This window comes from Micromonospora zingiberis (assembly GCF_004331455.1).
GTDB lineage: Bacteria > Actinomycetota > Actinomycetes > Mycobacteriales > Micromonosporaceae > Micromonospora > Micromonospora zingiberis.
The window spans coordinates 72,079-94,018 of the sequence record NZ_SJJR01000019.1 but is presented as its reverse complement, the minus strand read 5'-3'; the positions used below and the strand labels follow the sequence as shown (position 1 = coordinate 94,018).

Below are 21,940 nucleotides of genomic sequence, written 5' to 3'. Positions count from 1 at the left end.
CTAGAGTGATCATGTGGTCGCCGCGCTGGAGCTCTACCTGGACACCGTCGCCACCCGCCGGATCCGGGTGCTCTGGGACGCCTTGGAGGCCGAGGGGGTGCAGAGCCTGCGGTCGCTGTTGGAGCAGCGGCACCGGCCGCACGTCTCGCTCGCGGTCGCGCCCCGGCTCGACCCGGAGCAGGTCGCGGCGGCGTTGGCCGGCGTCACGGTGGCCGCACCGTTGCGGCTGTCGTTCCAGCACGCCGGGCAGTTCGTCGGCCGGGTGCTCTGGCTGGGCCCGGCGCCCACGGTGGAACTGCTGGCGCATCACCGGCTCGTCTACGACCGACTCGCCGCAGCCGGCGTCGGGCTGGCGGAGCACTACCGACCGGGGTGCTGGGTGCCGCACTGCACGCTGTCCATGCGGGTGCCGAACTCGCTGATGGCCGCCGCCGTACGCCGCTGCCTGGAGATGCTCCCGCTGGAGGCCACAGTGGTCAGCGCCGCCCTCACCGACCACGCCCGCGGCATCTCCCACCCCCTCCCCTGACCCCACCCTCCCCCATCCCCGCCCCGCCCCGCCCCGCCCCGCCCCGCCCCGCCCCGCCCCGCCCCGGCGATCTTGCACTTTCGGTCCCCGACTCGTCACCTTTGCCGCATTTGTCGCGGCAGAAAGTGCAAGATCGCGGGGCTGTGGGGCGAGGGTGGGGGCGGGGTGGGGTGGTGGGTTCTGTCTCGCGGATCTTGTTGGTTGGGGACGGCGGGTCGGCCGTTCGACGTTCGACGAGTCGAGCAAGGCGTGGAAGTGGATACCGAGCATGTCGTACCTGGCCGCCTGGTCGCGCCACTGCTTACGCCGCTGAAGGCGCCTTCGACCTGGCTACGTTGCTCGTCCACGCCGCGGTCCACCATCGCTGGTCGGCCCCCGGGCGACCCGGTCCTATCCGCGGATCTTGGTACGGAACGGCCCGCATGGGGGCCGTTTCGTACCAAGATCCGCGAGACAAAACCTAGGTGGAGGGGTCGGGGCGGCCTTGCCGCCAGTAGCCCATGAAGGCGACGGCGCGGCGGTCCAGGGCGCAGTCGGTGACGAGGTGTCGACGCAGGTTTCGGATGACGCCCGCCTCGCCCGCCAGCCAGGCGTAGAGCGGGGCCGACGGGAGTGCGTCGGGCACCTCCCAGAGGATCGTGCGATCCACGTCCACGTCGTCGACCGGCACACCCGCGCCCACGGTGGCCGGCGCACCCACTCCCACCGGCAGGTCCGCCCGGCCGCGGAGCAGTTCGTCGGCCGCGGTGGCGACGGCGTCGACCAGCCGGTCGCCGTGCCGGGCGCCGTTGCGGGGCAGCCAGGTCACCTCGACGCCGGGTGGCGCGGTCAGCGGCAACACGTCCGCCGCTTCGGGAACCTCCAGCAGGACCCGACCCCGGGCAAGTAGCGGCAGTCGCTCGCAGATGCCGCTGATGGCCGGCACCGCCGTCTCGTCCCCGGCCAGCAGCAGGCGCGCGGTCGAGGGCGGCCGGAACTCCAACCCGCCGTGGTCACCGTCGTATCCGGCGTCCGGGCCAGCGATGGCGATCTCGTCGCCGGGGCGGACCCGCCGGGCCCACCGCGTCGCCGGTCCGCCGTCGCCGTGCAGCACCAGGTCGACGTCGAGTTCGTGCAGGTGCGGACGGACCGCCCGAGCGGTGTAGGTACGGATCGGGTTGCGGCGGTGCTCCGGCAGCGCCCGCCACTGCGCGTACCAGTCGGGCCCCTGGGGCAGGTAGACCCCACGCTGGCCGGGCAGCGGCAGGGCCAGCTTGATCCGCTGGTCGTAGCCGTTGTCGGCGAAGCGGTCCAGGTCCGGGCCGGTGAAGGTGATCCGGATGAAGGACGGGCTGAGCCGGCGTACCGCGCGGATCTCGACGGCGAACAACCGCCAGGGCGCGACGGGCAGGGTGTTGGTCATGCTGCCTTCCTGGGTGCGGGCCGGTTGGCGGGGACGCGCTACCGGGACTGGGGGGCCGAGGCGCGCGAGCGCCACAGCAGCCAGACGAAGTAGGGGGTGCCGATCATGGCGGTGACCAGGCCGGCGGGGATCTGGGCCGGGGCGATCACGGTGCGGCCGAGGGTGTCGGCGAGGCTGACCAGGGCCGCGCCGAGCAGCGCGGCGACCGGCAGCACCCGGTCGTGCCGGCCGCCGACGAGGGCGCGGGCGGCGTGCGGGGCGACCAGGCCGACGAAGCCGATCACGCCGACGGCGGAGACCGCGGTCGAGGTGAGCAGCGCCGCCGCGCCGAGGGCGACCAGCCGGGTACGTTCCAGCCGTACGCCGAGCACCCGGGGGGTGTCGTCGTCGAGCGCCATCAGGTCCAGTTCCCGGCGGGCGGCGACCACCGCCGGGGTGAGCACCAGCAGCGCGATCGCCACCGGCAGCACCTGGCCGGCGGTGCGGCCGTAGGTGGAGCCGGAGAGCCAGGTGAGGGCCTTTCCGGTGTTCCACGGGTCGAACGCGACGATCATGAAGGTGATCATCGCCATGCCACCCTGCCAGGCACCGAATCCGATCAGGACCAGCCGGTCGGAGCTGAGCCCGCCACGCCAGGCCGCGCCGTAGACCAGGGCGAAGGCCAGCATCGCGCCGAGCCCGGCCACTCCGGAGACGGCCCAGACGCCGGCCAGCGGTACGAAGGTGAGCAGCGAGACGGCGCCCAGTCCGGCACCGGCGGTGATGCCGAGGATGCCCGGCTCGGCCAGCGGGTTGCGGCAGACCGCCTGCACGGTGGTGCCGGCCACCGCCAGGGCCGCGCCGGCCAGCAGGGCCGCGGCGACCCGGGGCCACCGCTGGTCCAGCACGAAGGTGTACGCCGGGCCGGTGCTGCCGTTGACCCAGTTGACGATGTCGCCGAGCAGCACCCAGGTGTCGCCGAAGAGCATGCCCACCAGCACCGCGACGACGGTGACCGTGGCGGCCACGGTGACGACGGCCCGATGGAAGGTGGCCGACCGCACGGCGGCGTGACCGCCCGGCGGGCGGCGGGTGGGGCCGGCGTCGCGGTGCCGCCGGGCCAGCCAGATCAGGATGGCCGCGCCGAGCAGGGTGGTCACCACGCCGGTGGGGATGTCGACGCCGGCCTGGCCGCCCATGACCGCCCGGAGCAGCACGTCCGAGCCGAGCACGATGATCACTCCGGCGATACCGGAGAGCGGCAGCAGCACCCGGTGCCGGTGCACGCCGGGCACCAGGGAGCCGAGCAGCCGGACGATCACCGGCGCGCAGAGGCCGACGAAGCCGACCGGTCCGGTGAGGGTGACCGCCGCAGCGGAGAGCAGTACGGCCAGCACCGTGACGACCAGCCGGGTACGCCGCACGTCGAGGCCGAGCACGGTGGCGGTGTCGTCGCCGAGGGCGAGGATGTCGAGGCGGTGCCCGAGCAGCATCAGCACCACGATGGAGACACCGATGACCGGGGCGAGTTGGCCGAGCGCGGTCAGGTCGCTCTGCACCAGCGAGCCGTTGCCCCAGGCGAACAGGCCGATGGTGGCCTGCTCGAAGAGCAGGAGCAGCAGCATGGTCACCGAGCTGAGGGCCAGCGCGGTGGCCGAGCCGGCGAGGATCAGCCGGGTGGTGCCGGCCTGCCCGCCGGAGGACATCGCCATCACCAGCCCCGCCGCCGCGAGCCCGCCGCAGAAGGCGAGCCCTCCGGCGGGCAACGCCGGCAGCGCGATGCCGAACGCGGCGACCGACACGATGGCCAGGTGGGCACCGGCGTTGACGGCCAGGGTGTCGGGCGAGGCGAGCGGGTTGCGGGCGATCGATTGCAGGGCCGCGCCGGCGAAGCCGAGGGCGACACCGATGGCCAGCCCGGCCAGCAGCCGGGGCACCCGGGAGGCGACGAGTACCCGGATGGTTTCGTCGTCGCCACCGGTGAGCAGCCGCAGCAGGTCGAGCGCGCCCACGGCGGAGGTGCCCTGGGTGAGGTGTACGGCGGCGACCACGAGCAGCAGCGCGGTGGCCGCGATGAAGGCCCCGACGACGCGGGGGGCCGAGAGGCGCCCGGCCGGAGCCGACCCGAGGGCCGGCTCCGAACGCGGGGGCGCGGACAGCGCGGTCACACCGCGAAGGTGTTGACGAGCTGGTCGAGGTACTGCTTGCCGGAGAGCGGCCCGCCGAAGGTCCAGATGCCGTCCGGCATCCGGTGCAGGTTGCCCTGCTGGACGAAGGGCAGCGACTTCCAGATGGCGTTGTCGGCCAGGCCGTCGGCGAAGACGTCGGTGCCGTCCGAGGCGTTGTAGAAGAAGTGCAGGTCGGGACTCTTGAGGCCGGTCAGCCCCTCGACGTCGGTCTGGCCCAGGCCCCACTCCTCGTCGGTCTTGCCCTGCCAGGCGTTGGTGAGGCCGAGCTGGATGCCGATCTGGGAGACCAGTGCGCCCTGGCCGAACATCCGGATGCTGACGGTGCTGCCTTCCTTCCAGCCGTCGGCGATGGCGAACGGCTTTCCGGCGGCACCGGCGTTGGCGATCTTCTGCTTGCCCTCGGCGATGGCGGCGTCGAAGTCGGCCAGCAGCTTCTCCGCCTCGGCGGTCTTGCCCACCGCCTGGGCGATCATGTTGAGGTCGGCGCGCATCCGGCCGAGGTTGTCGGCGGCGTCGCTGCCCTTGGTGACGACGACCGGTACGTAATTCTCCAGCTGGGTGACCAGGTTGGCGCCGCGACCGTCCTCCATGACCACCAGGTCGGGCTGCAAGGCGACGATCGAGTCGACGCTCGGCTCCCCCCGGGTGCCGACGTCCTTGACGCCCGCGTCGAGTCCGGCGGCGGTCACCCAGGTGGCGTAGCCCTTGGGGTCGGCCACGCCGACCGGCATGACACCGAGGCTGACCAGCATCTCGGCCTCGCCCCACTCCAGGGCGACGACCTTGGTGGCGGGGTTGTCGAGCTTCACCTCCTTGCCCCGGCTGTCGGTCACCGTGACCGGCCCGCCGGCGGCGGATCCGGCGGGGGTGGGCTCGGTGGTGCTCTCGGTGGTGCCGCAGGCGGTCAGCAGCAGCGCGGTGGCGGCAGCCAGGGCGGTGACACGGGTACGGAACATGATGCTCTTTCTCGGGTGCGGTTTGCGGATGGTCCGGGTTCAGACCGGGATGCGGGTGAGGTGCCGGCCCACCGGGCGGGTGGTCACCAGGCCGCTGGTCGGATCGGTGTGGACCTCGATGCGGATGCCGTAGGTCTCGGTCAGGTCCTGCTCGGTGAAGACCTCGGCCGGGGTGCCGGTGGCGCGGATCCGGCCACCGTGCAACAGCACCACCTCGTCGGCCACCGCGGCGGCCTGGTTGAGGTCGTGCAGCACCACGCCGACGGCGACACCGTGGTCGTCGGCGAGGTCGCGCATCAGGTCGAGGATCTCGACCTGATAGCGCAGGTCGAGGAAGGTGGTGGGTTCGTCGAGCAGGAGCACCGGGGTGTCCTGGGCCAGGCAGGTGGCCAGCCAGACCCGTTGCAGCTCGCCGCCGGAGAGTTCGTCGACCGGACGGTCGGCCATCGTGGTGACCCCGGTGACCGCCATCGCGCGGGCGACGGCGGCCGGGCCGTCGGGGTCGTCGGTGCGCCAGCGGCCCCGGTACGGGTGGCGGCCGTAGCCGACCACATCCCGGACGGTGATTCCGCTGGGGACGGGGCGACTCTGGGCGAGCAGGGTGACCCGGCGGGCGAACTCCTTGGCCGGCAGGCCGGTCGCGGCGGTGCCGTCGGCGCAGAGCACGGTGCCGCTGTCGACGGGATGCAGCCGGGCCAGCGCCCGCAGCAGGGTGGACTTGCCGCTGCCGTTGGGCCCGACGAGCGCAGTCACCGCACCGGCACGGAGGGTGATCGACGCTTCGTGAACCACTGCCACACCGTGATACCCCAGGCAGAGGTCGACGCCACGTAGGCGCTGCTCAGCGTCGTCCGACGCCAGTCCGCTCGACATATGGTTAGGCTAACCTAACCTAACTTTGTGTCAAGACGCGGGCCCTCGTCACGTACCCCCGGCGATCTTCTCGTCGACGGCCCTCGATGCCCGCGGTACGCGCGACCGACCGCCACCGCCGGACGCCGGAGCGCCGCCATCTCGGCATCTCGTCATGCGGGCACCGCCGACACCGCACTTTGGGCAACCCGAAAACGTACCGGGGTGGGACGACAGACCGGTACGGGCAGCGGTAGCGTTGCGCGTCATCGCCGCCGGGTCGCCGGTGTGCCGACCCGCGATCGTACGGAGGATGAGGCATGTCCATCGGCGAGGAGCCGTTCGCAGTCCGCGACGACCTGGCCTCGCGGCCGAACTTCGAGGTCACCCTGCGCGGGTACGAGAAAAAGCAGGTCGACCGCTTTGTGGAGCAGTTGGACGGTCGGCTCGCGGCGATCGCGGCCGAGCGGGACCGAGCCGTCGCGCACGCCCGGGAACTGACCAGCAAGATGCAGTCGATCCAGGTCGAGATGGCCGAGCTGCGGCAGCGCCCGCCGCAGCTGGACAAGGCCACCGTCCGGGATGTGGGCCCGATCATCGGCGAGATGCTGGAGCTGGCCGAGAAACAGGGCGCGAAGATGATCGAGGACGCCACCCAACTCGCCACCAAACTTCAGGCGGAGGCGGACAAGACCCTCGCCAACGCGCGGGAGCGGACGGTCAAGTCGCTGGCGGATCTTGAGGAGGAGCTGGCCGGCCGGCGGGCCGAGCACGACAAGAAGTACGAAGAACTCAGGACCACGGCCGAGGCGGAGTTGGCGGAGACCCGGGAGCGGGCCGACAAGCTGCGCGCCGAGGGCGAGGCCGCGCACGAGCGGGCCCAGCAGGAGGCCCAGCGCATCGGGGAACAGTGCCGACAGCAGGTCGAGCAGGCCAGGTCGGCGGCAGAGGCACTGACCACCTCCGCGCGTACCCAGATCCACCAGGAGATCCAGGCGGCCCGCTCGAAGAGCCAGCAGGAGCTGGCGCAGTGGCGTACCACCGTCGAGGAGGAGTTGGCGGAGCGGCGGGCCACGGCCGAGGAGGACCTGGCCGAGCAGCGGGCGGCGGCCGAGCGGGAGTTGGCGGCTCAGCGCAGCGCGGCGGAGCAGCGGGTCAGTTCGATGATCGCGGACGCGCAGCAGTACTCCGCGGAGATCCGCAAGCGGGCCGACGAGCAGGCCGCCGAGGTGCGCAAGCACAGCGACGAGCAGGCCGCGGCGGCCGAGGAGCAACTGCACGCCGTCCAGCTGGAGATCGGCGAGCAGCAGGACGCGCTGGCTCAGGTGCGGCAGGAGCTGGACACCGCGAGCCAGCAGCTCGACGAGACGCGGCGGGACCAGGAGGCCACGGACGCCGAGCTGACCCGGATTCGGCAACAGCTGGAGGAAACCGTTCGGGAGCTCGCGGCGGAGAGCCAGCGGCTGGACGAGGTGCGGCGGGGCGTCGAGGCGGCCGAGCGGCACGCCAAGGAGACCCGGGCCCGGGTGCAACGGGAGGCCAAGCGGGTCGCCGACCTGGCCGCTGCTGCGGTGATGGCCGCCGCGGCCGGTGGCGGCGAGACCGCCGAGTATCCGATGGTCGGCGCCCGGTCCGTGGAACGCCCGCCGGGTCGGCCCGGCGTGGAGTCGCCGACGGTCCTCGCCGCGACGCCGCCCGCCGGTAACGGCGCCCCGGCCACCAACGGGAGCGCGCCGACGATGAGCCCAGGTGGGCAGAACGGCAGCGAACCGACCGACGATGCCGACGGCGTCGACGGAGAGCGGGCCGACCAGCCGCAGGCCGAAACCGCCGCGGGGCTGCCGCGTGATCCGGTGGCTCGGGCGGAGGCGGCGCTCGCCGCCGGTGGGCCGCGGGGCATCGACTGGTTCGCCGGCCCTCCGCCGGGCCAGGAGGACGAGGCCGGCAGCGAGCGGGCACCCCAGCCGACGCCGCACTGACCACCACTGGGATCGACCCGGCCGCCCCGCGCCCCACTGTGGAGCGCGGGGCGGCCGGCTTTCGCCGTTCCCGGCGCCGCAGCGTGTGCGGCGCGGTCGACCGTCGCGACAGGTCACCGGCCCGCCGCCAGGCTCAGAACGGTCGGCGCGGCAACCAGCCGAGGAACCGGTTGCGAGCCCGCTCCAACTGCAGACCGGGCAGGTCCCGCGCGGCGGCGAGCAGGCAGGAGCCCAGGTAGACCGCCAGCGCGGCCCGGGCGCCACCGAACTCGACCAACAGTTGACTCTGTTTGACCGCGCACGGCCACTCCCGACCACAGCCGGTGCAGGTCCAACCCGGTGGCGACGGCAGATGCTCCGGCGGTTTCACCGTGCGGTACCGCGCCGTCGCACTGTTGCGCCGGGCGACATGGGCGCGGATCGGCGGTGAGCCGTCGGGCGCCAACGACGACGGGTCGAACAGTGTCCGACGCGCGAGTCCGAGCGCTCCGCCGACCCGGACCAACGCGTCCGGGCCCGGCCGGTAGTCGACCAGGGCTCCGAGGAGATGGTGGCCCAGCAGGTCGAACGCATCGGGCCCGACGTCCATCTCTCGGCACAGTGCGATGAGCCGCGACGGCATCGCCACCCGCTGTGCCACGAGGGCGGTCCGCAGCACCTCCCGAAGACCGTCACCGGCGGCTGTCAGCCGCGTTCCCAAGATGTCGGTGAGCAGCACCTCCCCGGCGATCCGCCGGAGCGCCTCGGCCGTCGCCAGCCGGACGATGTCAGTCGGATCCTTGATCACCAACATCCACCCCTTCATCCGTACGGTCGATCAGCTACCTCTCGGTCAACACCCTTTGCATGATCATGGCCACCCTCGGTCAACAGCTAGCCCGAAGTACGCACGGGTCCGGTCCGGCTAGCCCGAAAACGAAGCTTCTACCGTCGGCAACGACTGACATCCCGCCCACGCGACGCATTTGCCGCCAAACATCACGGGATTCCCCTCCTATGTGGATAGCATCGACGGGAATCCCGGAGATCTGCCGGACGCCGAACCCGGCATGTCCCGCTCGGACGCCGGCCGGCGCGCGAGGAGACATCACACACGACTCCGTCCATGTCGATGGAGACGCATTGAAGACGCAGGGGCCGACCGCTCACCGTTTCGACAGTCAGAACCCGGACACCATCCAGCAGTTTCTGACCAACGCCTACGGCACCCAGATGACGATCCGCGCCGCGCGGGCCTACCGATTACGTCACGACCGCATCGACGCCGGACCGTTCTGCCTGGACACGATGGCGCAGTCCAGCCAACTCGACATCGACGTCGGCCCCATCGACGCCCTGGTGGTCAGCCACGTCGTCAGCGGTCGCATCGACCGTGACTGCGCCGGAACACGCGGCCGGTTCGGCCCCGGGGACGTCTTCCTCGCCGCCATGCCCGGGCTGCCGTACTCGATACGCTGGCGGCCAGGCAAGATCACTTCCTGTCTGCTCGACCTGTCGGTACTCACCAAGGTGGCCAGCGGCACCTCGCCGAAGCGGATCGACGCCGTCAGGTTCACTGGGCTGGCACCTGTCTCGTCGGCGCTGGCCCGGCTGTGGCGGCACACCACGAGCTACCTCGATCGGGTCGTACTGGCCAACCCGCACGCCTACCGACAGCCGCTGGTGATCGCCAACGCCGCCCGGATGCTGGCGGCCTCAGCCCTCGCGGTGTTCCCCAACACCGCCGCCGCCGGGCCGACCGCGGCCGATCGGCGCGACGCGACGACCGCGACGCTGCGCCGCGCCACGGACTTCATCGAGGAGTACGCCGACCGCGACATCGTGGCCGCCGACATCGCCGCCGCAGCCCGGGTTTCCCTACGAGCGCTGCAAATGGCGTTCCGCCGTCATCTCGACACCACCCCAATGGCACACCTACGCCAGGTCCGGCTCGATCGTGTCCACCGCGACCTGCTGCGGGCCGACCCGCGTCAGGACACTGTCTCGGCCATCGCCTCCCGGTGGGGATTCGTCAGCCACAGCCGATTCACCGCGCGCTACCACGCCGCATACGGCATTCTTCCCAGCCGGACGCTGCACGCCTGACGGCCCCCGGCGCGTCGGGCGTCCGCAGGATGGTCACCGGTGACCGGCGATGCCAGAATCGGCCCCATGCGGGGTGCGCTCGTCGGCCGGGACGAGGTATTCGACCAGGCCTGGCGCTCGCTGAGCGAGCCCGGGGCGGTGCTGCTGGAGGGCCCCGCCGGCATCGGCAAGACCGCACTGCTGCGGGCGTTGGTCGCCGAGGCCGCGCGGGCCGGCTGGTCGGTGCTGGCCTGCGCACCGACCGAATGCGAGGCCGACCTACCCTTCGCCGCCCTGGCCGACCTGCTGCGCCCACTGGCGGACCTGGCGGCGGACCTGCCGCGTCCGCAGCGCGTCGCGGCCGAGATGGTGCTGGTCACCCGCGACAGTGACGAGACGATCGACGAGCGCGTGATCGGCGCGGCCACCCGGTCGCTCCTGGAGGCCGCGCTCGCCTCGGGCCGGACCGTGCTGGTGGCCGTGGACGACGCACCGTGGCTCGACCGGCCGAGCGAACGCGCCCTGCGGTTCGCCCTGCGCCGGGTCGGCCCGCGACTGGCCACACTGGTCAGCAGCCGCAGCGCCACCGGGCCGGCGGTACGGCCGGCCCCGCTCGGGCTCGACGCGGGTGCCGGCCGGCTGACCCGGCTGACGCTGACGCCGCTGAGCGTGCACGCGCTGCACCACGTACTGCGGGAACGGATCGGCGTCACCCTCAACCGCCCGCTGTTGGCCCGCATCGCCCGGGACTCCGGCGGCAACCCACTGGTCGCCATCGAGGTGGCCCGCGCGGTACAGCGCCTGCCCAAGCCACCGGAACCGGCACAGGACCTGCCCGTCGCGTCCTCCATGCACCAGCTCCTCGGTGACGTCTTCGCCGGGCTGCCGGCCGGGTGCCGCGACGCCGTGCGGTTGGCGGCGCTGCTCAGCGTCCCCCTGCTGCGGGACCTGGCGGCGACCGGCGTGGGGCCACACGCTTTCGACGCCGCCGAGGAGGCCGGGCTGCTGGTGGTGACCCCGACCAGGGTGGAGTTCGCCCATCCGGTGTACGCGGCGACGGTCCGGGCCGGCATCCCACCCGGGGTCCGACGCGGGCTGCACCGCAGGCTGGCCGAGGTCGTCGCCGATCCCGACGAACGGGTTCGCCAACTCGCTGCCTGCACCACCACCGCCGACCCGGTGGTCGCCGACGCCCTCGCCGCCGCCGCGGCGCGACAGCGCGCACGAGGGGCACCGGAGGCCGCGGCGAACCTCTACGAAGCGGCCGCGCGGCTCACCCCGTCCGACGACCTCCTCACCCACGGCGAGCGGCTGCTGGCGGCGGCCCGGTGCCGGTTCGACTGTGGCGACCATCCGGGGGCACGAGCGGCCGCCGAGCAGGTGGCCGCCGGATTCAGCGGCCACATCCGGGCCGAGGCGCTGCTGCTGCGCGCCGTGGTCGCGTGGAGCGCCGACGAGCCGGGCGGCACGGCGGTGGCCGCCGCCGGACGCGCACTGGCCGCGACGCAGCCCGGGTCCGCGCTCGCCGGTCGGATCCACGCCCACCTGGCCCTCTTCGTCGACCTGCCGGATCCGGCGCGCACGCACGCCGAGGCGGCCATCGCCCTGCTCACCGGCCCGGGCGGCGACGGCCCGCTACTCGCCGCGGCCCTGTTGCACCTGTTCTTCAACGAGGTACGCGCCGGTGAGCCGCCCCGCACCGAGTTGCTCGACCGGGCACTGGGCATGGAAGGGGCAGAGCCCTCCTGGCTGGCCGGCACGATACCGGCGATCTGGTGGAAGGCCATCGACGACCCCGACCGGGCGCGGACCCGCCTGACCCGGCTGCTGGACCGGGCGGCGGCGCGCGGCGACGAACCCTCCCAGTACGACCTGCTCAAACACCTCGGTGAGACCGAACTGCTCGCCGGGCGCTGGTCGATGGCCGAGCGACACATCGCGGCGGCCCGCGACCTCGGCGAGTTGCTGGGCACCGAGCTGACCGCGGAAATCTGGCTGACCGGGCTGCTCGACGCCCTGCGTGGCCGGCTCGACGCCGCCGCGCGGGTGGCCGAGGCGGGCGTACGGCTGGGCGAGGAACTCGACGACGACTGGTGCCGGCGGATCCACCTGCAACTCGGCGCGTTCGTCGCGCTCTGCGCCGGGCGGGTCGCCGACGCGGCGGCCGGATACGGTCGGCTGGCCGCGACGGTCGACCGGATGGGCCTGACCGAGCCGTTGGCGCAGCGCTTCGAGCCGGACTGGATCGAGGCGTGCGTGGCCGCCGGTGACCTCGGCACCGCCCGCGCCGCCCTGCATCGGCTGACCGAGCGGCACCGCCGCATGCCCCGGCCGTGGACGCTGCTGGGCCTGGCGCGCAGTCGCGCCCTGCTGGACAGCGCCAGCGGCATCGACCCCTCGGCCGCCCTCGACGACCTCGCCGCCGCCCGCGCCGCGGTGGCACCGGACATCCTGCCGCTGGACCGGGCCCGCTGTCTGCTGGTCTCCGGCGTCGTGCACCGGCGGTTGCGGCGCAAGCGACCAGCCCGGGACGCGCTACAGGCCGCGGCGGCCGAGTTCGACGCGCTCGGCGCGGCGGCGTTCGCCGCGCGGGCCCGGGCGGAGGCGGCCCGGCTGGGCGGCCGGCCCCCCGCGCCGTCGGCCCTCACCGCGACCGAAGAGCGCGTGGCGCGGCTCGCCGCACTCGGCCGGACCAGCCGCGCCATTGCCGACGAGCTGTTCGTCAGCCCCAAGACGGTGGAGACGAACCTCTCCCGCGTGTACCGCAAGCTCGGCATCTCCCGCCGGGCCGAACTGAATGCCGCGCTGGCCCGAGCCAGCACAGAGCCCAATGCGGTGCTGGGCCGAGCCAGCACAGAGCCCAAAGCCGCGCTGGCCCAGGCCAGCACAGAGCCCAATGCGGTGCTGGGCCGAGCCAGCACAGAGCCCAATGCGGTGCTGGGCCGAGCCAGCACAGAGCCCAATGCGGTGCTGGCCCAAGCCAGCACCGAGGCCGATTCCGGGCGTCGGGAGCGCAAAGGCTAGGGAAAAGCCGGATTCCTTCGCCCAAGAGCGGCCGTAGCGTCGAATCGTCCCGGCCGGCGCTAGGCCGGGGGTACGACCGGCCGGGCGTACGGGCCGGTTGTCGCCGTCCAGGGCGTCGGCGCCGGTGCCTGCGACGGGCCCGGCGGAAGAAGGGAACAGACAGGTGCGGCGACTGATCCTGCCCATGGTCCTCGCGGCCATCCTCGCACTGACCGGCTGCGGCAACGACGGGCCCGCGACGCCGGAGCCGGGCGTCGGCACGGACGCCGACGCGGACGTGGATCTCGACCTGCCCGACGCCGCCGCGGACGCGGTCCGTCCGGCCTGTCCTTTCAGCGCCGAACAGATCGCCGGATTCGTCGGCCAGCCAATGGTCGACCAGGGCAACTGCAGCTTCGGCGACGGCAAGGGCGTCGCCCTGCTCACCGTGACCACGGCTTCCCAGGTCGCCGGTGAGATGACCTACGCCTACCAGCGCCAGCAGGCCGACCAGATCTACCAGACGGTGACCGATCTCGGTGCCGGCGAAAAGGGCTACCTGGCGGTGAAGGACATCGGCGCCGAAGCGGTGGTGATCAGCGGTGCCGGCAGCTTCACCGTGACGCTGAGCAGTTTCGAGCGCCTCGGCGCCCAACCCGACGGATACGCGCAGGCGGTACGCCAACTGCTCGACGCCCTGCCACGGTGAAGCCCGGACGAAGGAGACCTACATGCGGCACCTGACCTCCGTCGCCCGACTCGCCGGGGCGGCCACCACCCTCGCCGTCCTCGCCGCCTGCGGCGGCACGGAACCCACGGCCGCGCCACCACCACCGGTGCAGCCGTCGGAGATCGTGGCGCCGACCGAGGCCACCGAGGCACCCGAGCCACCCGCCCCGGCGCAGGTCGACGCCTGCGCGCTGGTGACGAAGCCCGAAGCCGAGAAGTTGGCCGGCACACCGCTGAACGATCCGGTGCCAAGCGGGGAGAGCTGCTGGTACACCGGGCCCGTCTCGGGGCCGGTGGCGCAGGTGGAGATCCACGTCGGGGACGGGGCGAAGAAGATCCTGGACATCGACCGCGACCTCAACCACGAGTTCGAAACCCTCTCCGGCATCGGGGACGAGGCGTACCTCGAGGACGGGATGGTGTTCGTCAACGCTTCCGGGGTCTGGGTGGGCATCCGGCTGGTCCGGTCGGACGACATGGCCAAGTACGACAAGCGGCTCACCGAGGTGGCGCGGACGGTGGCCGGGCGGCTCTGAACCGGCCGGGTCGATCAGGTGGAGCCGGCCTCGGCGGCGCCCCGGCCGGCAGCAGGATGCTGTTGCTCGAAGCGTCTCCGGATCACGGCGCTGGCCTCCTCTTCCTCGCAGCCGAGGCTACGCAGCAGGTCGGTGGCCACGGTCCGGACCTGGGCCACCACCACGCTGCCGGAGAAGCCGACCCCCTCGCCGTACGCCTCGGCGGCCCGGTCCACCGCCTTGAGGATCAGTTGTTCGGAGCGGCTGGTGTGGTGCCCGCTCTCCGCCTCCAGTTGTAGCAGCGCGAGCGCGTCGCCGAAGTAGTGCACGGCGGCAATCAGCCCGGGCGGCACCGGCTCGCCGTCGCGGATCGCGGTGGTGGCCCGGCGCAACATCTCCTGGCCGCCCCGGATGGCCAGTTCGAGGTAGCGCGTACCGCGTTCGTAGTGTTCGAACTCGGCCCGCCGGTGCCAGCGGGCCGGCGATATCGCGACCGCTTCCTGTGCCCCGGAGACGGCGTCGTTCAGCAGCTTGACCTGGGGGTGCAGGCCGTTCAGTTCGTCCCGGGCCCGGGCCACGGCCGGGTAGTCGGCCCGGGACATACCGTCCGCGGCATTGTGCAGGTATTCGACCAGGTCCGCGAAGAGCGGACGCGCCGCCCGCTGGATGATCCGCACCGGGTTGACCGGCAGCACGGCGACCACCAGGACGGCGGTCAGCCCGCCGATCACGGCGTCGATGATCCGAGGAACCTCCAGCCCGCGCTGTACGGGTGCCAACGTGGCGATCAGCACGGCGGTACCGCCCGCCTGGGTGACCACCTGCCCACCCCGACTCAGGGTGAGCGCGAGCAGGATGGCCAGGGTGACGACGGTGCCGGTCTGCCACGGGCCGGTGCCGATCACCGCGATCAGCGCGTCGCCGACCAGCAGCCCGGCCAGCACCCCGAGCAGCAGTTCCAGGGTGCGTCGGGTGCGCCGCCCGATTGCGGCGGCGATGGTGCCGACGGCGGCGGTGGGGGCGAAGACCGGCGACGGGTGTTGCAGCAGGTTGTGCGCCACCGTCCAGGCGAGCGCGGCGGCCACCCCCGCCTGGACGGCGAGGATGGCGTACAGCTCCAGGGTTCGACGCCGTTCCCGCCAGCCGACCCGCTGGCTGAGCCCGGCAACCCCGCCCGCGATCCGGGCTCTCGTCCAGCCAGCGGCGCTTCGCGCCCGCCTTCCGCTCTGTTCGCCCGCCGCCACGCGGCCGACTACCCCGCCCGGCCACGCTCATACACCGACCGGCCGCACCGATGCGGTGGCCACCGAGCCGGCCGGGCGACTCAAGGCCGAACCGTACGCCGAGGCAGGGCCAGATCGTACGTCGAGGCGAGTAAGGCAGGGCCGGATGCGGCGGTCTCACCTGCACAGAAGCCCGTAACATCGCATCGCTTCGATTGACAAAGTTCATGATCCCAACTTATTGTGCGAGCCGGCCGGACGTTGCCGGCGGTCCGGCGACACCCGGCCAGCCACCCGTCGACACCATCACCCCACGAGGAGCGACATGGCCGGGCTGCGCGGCACACTACGAAGGACACGATGGCGACTGGGCCTGGTCGGCACCAGCGTCGCCGCCCTGCTGGCCGGGGTCGGGCTGATCAGCGCGGGCGCCGCCCACGCGGCGGCCGGCTGCCGCGTGGTCTACTCCGCGCCGAGCCAGTGGCCGGGCGGCTTCACCGCCAACGTCGACCTGACCAATCTCGGCGACCCGCTCAACGGCTGGCGGCTGACCTGGACCTACCCCGCCGGTCAACGGGTGGCGCAGGCGTGGAACGCCAACGTCACCTCCTCCGGCAACGACGTCACCGCCACCAATGTCGGCTACAACGCGGCGCTCGGCACCAACCAGACGGTGTCGTTCGGATTCAACGGCTCATGGTCCGGCAGTAACCCGGCCCCCACCTCGTTCGCGCTCAACGGGGTCACCTGCACCGGCAGCGTCGGCCCGACCACCCCACCACCGACCACGCCGCCGCCGACCACCCCACCACCGACGACCCCGCCGCCGGCCGGTGACGCGATGGCCTACGTGGCCGCGATGCAGCCGGGCTGGAACCTCGGCAACACCTTCGACGCCGTCGGCGCCGACGAAACCGCGTGGGGCAACCCGCGCGTCACCGCGGCGCAGCTGGACGCGATCCGGGCCCAGGGCTTCAACAGCATCCGGATCCCGGTCACCTGGAGCAACCGCCACGGACCGGCACCGTCGTACACCATCGATGCGGCGTGGCTGAACCGGATCAAGGAAGTGGTCGGTTGGGCCCTGGACGACGGCTTCTACGTGATGATCAACCTGCACCACGACTCGTGGCAGTGGATCCACGAGATGCCGACCAACCGGACCACCGTGCTCAACCGCTACAACGCGCTCTGGACCCAGCTCGCCGCCGCGTTCCGGGACGCCGCACCGAGGCTGCACTTCGAGAGCGTCAACGAGCCGCAGTTCGCCAACAGCTCCGGTGACGCCCAGAACGCGCAGTTGCTGCACGAGCTGAATGTCAACTTCCACCGGATCGTCCGCGCCTCCGGCGGCAACAACGCCACCCGGATGCTGGTCCTGCCGACCCTGCACACCTCCTCCGAACAGGCCCGGATCAACGAGCTGACCACGACGATCAACCAGCTCAACGACCGCAACCTGATCGCCACCGTGCACTTCTACGGCTACTGGCCGTTCAGCGTGAACGTCGCCGGCGGCACCCGCTTCGACGCCACCACCCAGCAGGACCTCGTCGACTCCTTCGACCGGGTCTACAACGCCTTCGTCGCCCGGCGCATCCCGGTGATCATCGGCGAGTACGGGCTGCTCGGCTTCGACCGGCACACCGGCACCATCCAGCAGGGCGAGAAGCTCAAGTTCTTCGAGTACTTCGGCTACTACGCCCGGCACCGACAGCTCACCACCCAGCTGTGGGACAACGGCCAGCACTTCAACCGGACCACCTTCCAGTGGCGCGACGCGGAACTGATCAACCAGATCAAGTCGAGCTGGACGACCCGCTCCGGCACCGCCTCCGCCGACCAGGTGTACGTGCCGCGGACCGGCTCGATCACCGCCAAGTCGCTGACCCTGAACCTCAACGGCACCACCTTCTCCGGGCTGCGCCAGGGCAGCACGGAACTGGTCCGGGGCACCGACTACACCGTCTCCGGCAACCAGCTGACGCTCACCGCGAGCGCGCTGACCCGACTGGTCGGCAGCCGGGCGTACGGGGTCAACGCCACCCTCCAGGCGCGGTTCTCGGCCGGCGTACCGTGGCGGATCGACGTGATCAGCCACGACCCGCCGGTGCTGTCCAACGCCACCGGGTCGACCGCCTCCTTCGCTATTCCGACCCAGTTCCGCGGCGACCAGCTCGCCACCATGGAGGCGAAGTACGCCGACGGCAGCAATGCCGGCCCGCACGACTGGACGCCGTTCAAGGAGTTCGACGTCACCTTCGCCCCCGACTACACCGGCAACCGGATCACGCTCACCGACACCTTCTTCGGCGAGGTACGCGACGGTGCCCCGGTCACCCTCACCTTCCACTTCTGGAGCGGTGCCCGGGTGACCTACCGCGTCACGAAGTCCGGCGGCAGCGTCACCGGCCAGCTCGGCTGACCCGCCGCGCGCCACCGGCCACCCCCGGGCGGTCGGTGGCGCGCACCGGTCATGATTGGTTCATGATCCGATTCGTACTGAACGTGCTCTGGCTCATCTTCGGCGGCGGGCTCGTGCTGGCGATCGGCTACGGCATCGCCGCTCTGATCTGCTTCGTACTCGTCGTCACCATCCCGTTCGGGGTGGCATCGCTGCGGCTGGCGTCGTACTCGCTGTGGCCCTTCGGCCGCACCCTGGTCCCCAAGCCCGGCGTCGGTGTCGCCTCCGGCATCGCCAACGTGATCTGGGTCGTGCTGGCCGGGTGGTGGCTCGCCCTGTCCCACATCGTCGCCGGCGTCAGCCTCTGCCTCACCATCATCGGCATCCCGTTCGGGGTAGCCAACTTCAAGCTCGTGCCGGCCGCGATCTGGCCCCTCGGCCAGGAAGTGGTCCCCGCACCGTAGGCCGGGCCCCGGCCCGGCGGCAGGGGATGCCGGGCCGGTGGCACGCGAGGTCGGACGTTTGACCGGCGCGCATCGGGTACCGATGACGACGTGCGCCGCGAACCGGAGCAGAGCCGAACCGCCGCCGAGGCCAGCCCCTCGCCCGGCGGGACGGTGCTCGTGCCGCCCGGTGGCGGCGTGCCGACGCCGCCACGGCGGGTCCGCTGGGCCGGCGCCGTGGCCGCGCTGGGTTGTCGGCCGTTCCGGGTGTTCTGGGCCGGCGCGGTCTGCGCCAGTACGGCCACCTGGATGCTCAACCTGACCGTGCCGCTGCTGCTGTACCAGGCGACCGGCCGGGCACTCTGGGCTGGTCCGGCAGCCTCCGGTTCACTCCTCGCGGGGTGCTGGAGCCCGCCGACGAATCCGAGGTGGTCGACCTGGTACGGCGGGCCCGGGAAACCGGTACGACGCTGCGACCGGTCGGTTCCGGCCACTCGTCGAGCCCGCTGGTGCGTACCGACGACTGGCTGGTCAGCGTCGACCGGCTCGCCGGGGTGCTGTCGCACGACGCCGACCGACGGCAGGCCACAGTGGCCGCCGGCACCAAGCTGGAGGACCTGGGCGAGGGCCTGTTCGACGCCGGCCTGGCGATGGAGAACCTGGGCGACGTCGACTACCAGACGCCCGTATGGTGCGGTGCTCACCTCCGGCGTACCGGTGGTGGTGCAGTTCCAGCGGCAGGACACCCGCCGACCGGGGGTGGTGGCGCTGACCGACGTGATCGCCCACCCGCTCGGATAACGGGGCGGGCGCCCGGATAGTCGGGCCGACCCGCGATCCGGTCGGTATAAAGAGGCTGTGCAGTCACTTCGGGCGGTCGCCGGCACGATGACCGCCGGGCTGGTCCTGCACGCCGGACCCGCGCTGACCGCCGTTGCGCCGCTGCGCCGCCGGCTGCTGCCCGAACTCAGCGGGATCGGCCGGCCCGGGCACGTGGCCCTGACCTTCGACGATGGGCCGGACCGGCACTCCACGCCCCGGTTCCTGCGCCGGCTCGACCAGGCGGGCGTACGAGCGACGTTCTTCCTGCTCGGCACGCTGCTGGACCGGGATCCCGCCCTCGGCCGGGAGATCACCGCCGGCGGCCACGAGGTGGCGGTGCACGGCTGGGAACATCGCCACCTGCTCGGCCGGACGCCGCCGGCGACGTACGCGGACATCGCCCGCGCCCGGGACCGGATCGCCGAGCTGACCGGCGAGACACCGCGCTGGTACCGGCCCCCGTACGGGGTGCTCACCACGGCGGCGCTGCTGGCCTGCGCCCGGCTGGGCCTGCAACCACGGCTCTGGACCGCCTGGGGCCGGGACTGGACGTCCCAGGCCACCGGCGGCTCGGTCTGCCGCGCGGTGCTGCGCACGCTGCGCCCCGGCGGCACCATCCTGTTGCACGACACGGACTACGCGGCGACCGCCGGGTCGTGGCGCGCGACGTTGGCCGCGCTGCCGGAGCTGATCGACTGGGCCGCCGAACGGAGGCTGACGCTCGGACCACTGCGCGATCACCAGCCGGCGACCGTACGGACGGGCGCTTGGCCGGAGACGGTCCGGCTCGGCCGGGAGTGACCCGCGCCACGACGGGTATGCGCGCCCGCGTGACGGAGTGCAGGCGGGAGGCGCAGCGGGCCGGGCCGGCGGCCTACGACTGGACGGAGTCGGTGCTGGGCCACACCGACGACGGCTGGTTCACCCACCAGGCTCCGGTGCGCAACGAGCCGGCCGCCGGTCGGATCGTGGTGGTGTCGGCCGACATCGGGGCCGGGCACGACGCCGCAGCCGCCGAGTTGGCACGCCGGCTGCTCCGCCAGGGTCGGCAGGTGGATCGGTTGAACTTCCTGTCCCTGCTGCCCCGGCCGCTGGACGCCACGGTCCGGGAGACCTACCGGGGCATGTTGCGCTGGCTGCCCTGGTGCTACGAGGCGCTGTTCAACGCGACCGGCCGCTCGTCGGTGTCGGTGGAGCTGCTCCGCGCCGCGCTGCGTCCTGCGGTCCGTCGCATGCTGGGTCGGCTCCCCCCGGACACCGGGGCGGTCGTGACGACCTTTCCGTTCGCCAACCAGCTCCTCGGGCCGATGCGGTCCGCCGGGCTGATCAGCGCACCGCTGGTGACGTACGTGACCGACTTCGCGGTCCACCCGACCTGGATCGCGCCGGGCGTGGACCTGTACTGCGTCGTGCACGAGCTATCGCGCCAGCAGGCCGCAGCCGCCGGCGCGGATCCGGTTCAGGTGGTCCGCCCGCTGGTCAATGCCCGGTTCGCCGCGCCGCCGGGGTTGACCACCCGGGCCGCCCGGCGACATTTCGGGCTGCCCGAGCGGGGCCGGCTGGCATTGATCGTCGCGGGCTCCTGGGGCATGGGGGACGTGGCACGGACCGCGACGGAGGTGCTCGCCACCGGCTGCGCCGAGCCCGTCGTGGTGTGCGGACGCAACCAGCGCCTGTACCGCCGGCTCCGGCGGTTCCCCGGGCACGTGCTGGGATGGGTCGACGACATGGCGACCCTGATGCGGGCCGCCGACGTGGTGGTGGAGAACGCGGGAGGGCTCACCTGCCAGGAGGCGCTCGCCTCGGGCCGGCCCACGATCACCTACCGACCGATCGCCGGACATGGCCGGGCCAACGCGGACCTGCTCAGCCGCTCGGCGCTGACCAGTTACATCGACTCGGCGCAGCGGCTACGACCGGCACTGGCCGCGCTGCTGGCCCAGGTCGACAGCGGCGACGCCGGTGCCGACGTGCGGGTCGACATGGCCACCGTCGTCGCCGAGGTGCTGAGGCCGCCGAGGTGGGGATGGCCGGGCTGAAGCACAGCCGACGACGGGACCTGCTGCGCGGCGGGGTCCTGGTCACGTTCGGCGCCGGACTCGGGGTGGTCGGATTCGCCGAGGCGGCGGACGTGGCCGACCGGAAGCTGCCGATCCGTGGCGGCGCGGCCAGCGCCGTGGTGCCGGGCCGGCCCGACCTGCTCGGTGCTGGCCGGCTGGAGGTGAACTGGTTCGTCCGCACCGACCGCAAGCTCGTCGCGCTCACCTTCGACGACGGGCCGGGGCCCCGCTGGACGCCGATGGTGCTGGACATCCTGCACCAGCACCACGTGCCCGCCACCTTCTTCATGGTCGGTGAGCGGGCCCGCCGACACGCCGCACTGGTCCAGGGCCGGCTCGCCGGACACGAGGTGGGCAGCCACAGCTGGGCCCACCACGATCTGGCCCGGATGTCCTTCGAGCAGGCGTACCAGGACCTGGCGCGTACCCATCGGGAGTTGGTCGCGGTGACCGGCCAGGAGCCACGGTTGCTGCGTCCCCCGTACGGTCATCTGGCCGGTAGCACCACGGCGGCGGCCGCGCGGCTGGGCTACCAGGTGGTGCTCTGGTCGCAGCAGATGCGGGAGGGGGAGTTTCCCGACGATCCCGGCGGGCACGCGCGAAGGATCGTCGCCGACATCCAGCCCGGCACGATCCTGCTCGCCCACGACGTGGGTGACCATCAGCGGCTGGTCTCGCTGCACGGGCTGCCGGAGATCATCGACCAGTTGCGGGCCCACGGCTACGAGTTCGTCACGGTGTCCCAGCTGCTGGCGGTGCGGCAGCCGTGAGCGGTGCTGCCGCACCCGCAC

At 72.6% G+C, this 21,940-nt stretch carries 18 protein-coding genes; 12 read left to right on the top strand and 6 right to left on the bottom strand.

Features of this window, described 5'->3' with window-relative positions:
* The first annotated feature begins 13 nt into the window (after window positions 1-13).
* The gene (locus tag E0H26_RS23105; protein WP_131307148.1) at window positions 14-529 is read left to right on the top strand and encodes a 2'-5' RNA ligase family protein; all 516 of its coding nucleotides are present in this window, start codon (window positions 14-16) and stop codon (window positions 527-529) included.
* A gap of 460 nt (window positions 530-989) precedes the next feature.
* On the opposite strand, the gene E0H26_RS23095 is transcribed toward E0H26_RS23105, so the two are convergent.
* The 4 genes from E0H26_RS23095 to E0H26_RS23080 are packed head-to-tail and all read right to left on the bottom strand — an operon-like array spanning window position 990 to window position 5,928.
* Window positions 990-1,931 carry a siderophore-interacting protein gene (locus E0H26_RS23095; protein ID WP_131307146.1) on the bottom strand — a complete coding sequence of 314 codons (942 nt, stop codon included), beginning with the start codon at window positions 1,929-1,931 and terminating at the stop codon, window positions 990-992.
* Window positions 1,932-1,969: 38 nt separating this feature from the next.
* Window positions 1,970-4,078 carry an iron ABC transporter permease gene (locus E0H26_RS23090; protein ID WP_131307144.1) on the bottom strand — a complete coding sequence of 703 codons (2,109 nt, stop codon included), beginning with the start codon at window positions 4,076-4,078 and terminating at the stop codon, window positions 1,970-1,972.
* Window positions 4,075-5,055 (bottom strand): ABC transporter substrate-binding protein, encoded by a 981-nt coding sequence (locus tag E0H26_RS23085; RefSeq protein ID WP_131307142.1) that lies wholly within the window; start codon window positions 5,053-5,055, stop codon window positions 4,075-4,077. Before E0H26_RS23085 ends, E0H26_RS23090 begins: the two co-directional genes overlap by 4 nt.
* Window positions 5,056-5,094: 39 nt before the next feature.
* Window positions 5,095-5,928, bottom strand: coding sequence for an ABC transporter ATP-binding protein (locus tag E0H26_RS23080; RefSeq protein WP_131307140.1), 834 nt, complete (start codon window positions 5,926-5,928; stop codon window positions 5,095-5,097).
* 299 nt (window positions 5,929-6,227) lie between these two features.
* On the opposite strand from E0H26_RS23080, the gene E0H26_RS23075 reads away from it, so the two are divergent.
* Entirely contained in the window at window positions 6,228-7,886 is a 1,659-nt protein-coding gene (locus tag E0H26_RS23075) for a hypothetical protein (RefSeq protein ID WP_131307138.1), read from the top strand.
* A 133-nt stretch (window positions 7,887-8,019) separates the two neighbouring features.
* On the opposite strand, the gene E0H26_RS30105 is transcribed toward E0H26_RS23075, so the two are convergent.
* A complete protein-coding gene (locus tag E0H26_RS30105) occupies window positions 8,020-8,679 on the bottom strand; it encodes a hypothetical protein (protein ID WP_240742323.1) in 660 nt (219 codons plus the stop codon).
* A 329-nt stretch (window positions 8,680-9,008) separates the two neighbouring features.
* Between E0H26_RS30105 and E0H26_RS23065 the strand changes: the two genes are divergently transcribed.
* From E0H26_RS23065 to E0H26_RS23050, 4 genes are all read left to right on the top strand, one after another.
* Entirely contained in the window at window positions 9,009-9,971 is a 963-nt protein-coding gene (locus E0H26_RS23065; RefSeq protein WP_165521965.1) for an AraC family transcriptional regulator, read from the top strand.
* Window positions 9,972-10,037: 66 nt separating this feature from the next.
* On the top strand, window positions 10,038-12,974 hold the full coding sequence (locus E0H26_RS23060) for an AAA family ATPase (protein ID WP_240742322.1): 2,937 nt from the start codon (window positions 10,038-10,040) through the stop codon (window positions 12,972-12,974).
* A 163-nt stretch (window positions 12,975-13,137) separates the two neighbouring features.
* Window positions 13,138-13,662 (top strand): hypothetical protein, encoded by a 525-nt coding sequence (locus E0H26_RS23055; RefSeq protein WP_240742321.1) that lies wholly within the window; start codon window positions 13,138-13,140, stop codon window positions 13,660-13,662.
* Between the two features lie 22 nt (window positions 13,663-13,684).
* The gene (locus E0H26_RS23050) at window positions 13,685-14,218 is read left to right on the top strand and encodes a DUF3558 domain-containing protein (protein ID WP_131307132.1); all 534 of its coding nucleotides are present in this window, start codon (window positions 13,685-13,687) and stop codon (window positions 14,216-14,218) included.
* A 14-nt stretch (window positions 14,219-14,232) separates the two neighbouring features.
* Here the strand turns inward: E0H26_RS23050 and E0H26_RS23045 are convergent, their stop codons facing one another.
* Window positions 14,233-15,441: an FUSC family protein gene (locus E0H26_RS23045; protein ID WP_131307130.1), complete on the bottom strand. Its 1,209-nt coding sequence runs from the start codon at window positions 15,439-15,441 to the stop codon at window positions 14,233-14,235.
* Between the two features lie 304 nt (window positions 15,442-15,745).
* Between E0H26_RS23045 and E0H26_RS23040 the strand changes: the two genes are divergently transcribed.
* The 6 genes from E0H26_RS23040 to E0H26_RS23015 all read left to right on the top strand — a co-directional run bounded on the left by E0H26_RS23040 (window position 15,746) and on the right by E0H26_RS23015 (window position 21,919).
* On the top strand, window positions 15,746-17,845 hold the full coding sequence (locus E0H26_RS23040; protein WP_131307128.1) for a cellulase family glycosylhydrolase: 2,100 nt from the start codon (window positions 15,746-15,748) through the stop codon (window positions 17,843-17,845).
* Window positions 17,846-17,907: 62 nt separating this feature from the next.
* Window positions 17,908-18,288 carry a YccF domain-containing protein gene (locus E0H26_RS23035; RefSeq protein ID WP_131307126.1) on the top strand — a complete coding sequence of 127 codons (381 nt, stop codon included), beginning with the start codon at window positions 17,908-17,910 and terminating at the stop codon, window positions 18,286-18,288.
* A gap of 380 nt (window positions 18,289-18,668) precedes the next feature.
* Complete coding sequence (locus E0H26_RS30710; RefSeq protein ID WP_476703379.1) at window positions 18,669-19,088, top strand: FAD-binding protein; 420 nt, start codon at window positions 18,669-18,671, stop codon at window positions 19,086-19,088.
* Window positions 19,089-19,155: 67 nt separating this feature from the next.
* The gene (locus E0H26_RS23025) at window positions 19,156-19,890 is read left to right on the top strand and encodes a polysaccharide deacetylase family protein (RefSeq protein ID WP_131307199.1); all 735 of its coding nucleotides are present in this window, start codon (window positions 19,156-19,158) and stop codon (window positions 19,888-19,890) included.
* 137 nt (window positions 19,891-20,027) lie between these two features.
* Window positions 20,028-21,128, top strand: a complete 1,101-nt coding sequence (locus E0H26_RS23020; protein WP_240742326.1) for an MGDG synthase family glycosyltransferase — start codon at window positions 20,028-20,030, stop codon at window positions 21,126-21,128.
* Window positions 21,116-21,919 (top strand): polysaccharide deacetylase family protein, encoded by an 804-nt coding sequence (locus tag E0H26_RS23015; protein ID WP_131307122.1) that lies wholly within the window; start codon window positions 21,116-21,118, stop codon window positions 21,917-21,919. The genes E0H26_RS23020 and E0H26_RS23015 overlap by 13 nt, the downstream gene beginning before the upstream one ends.
* Window positions 21,920-21,940: the final 21 nt, after the last annotated feature.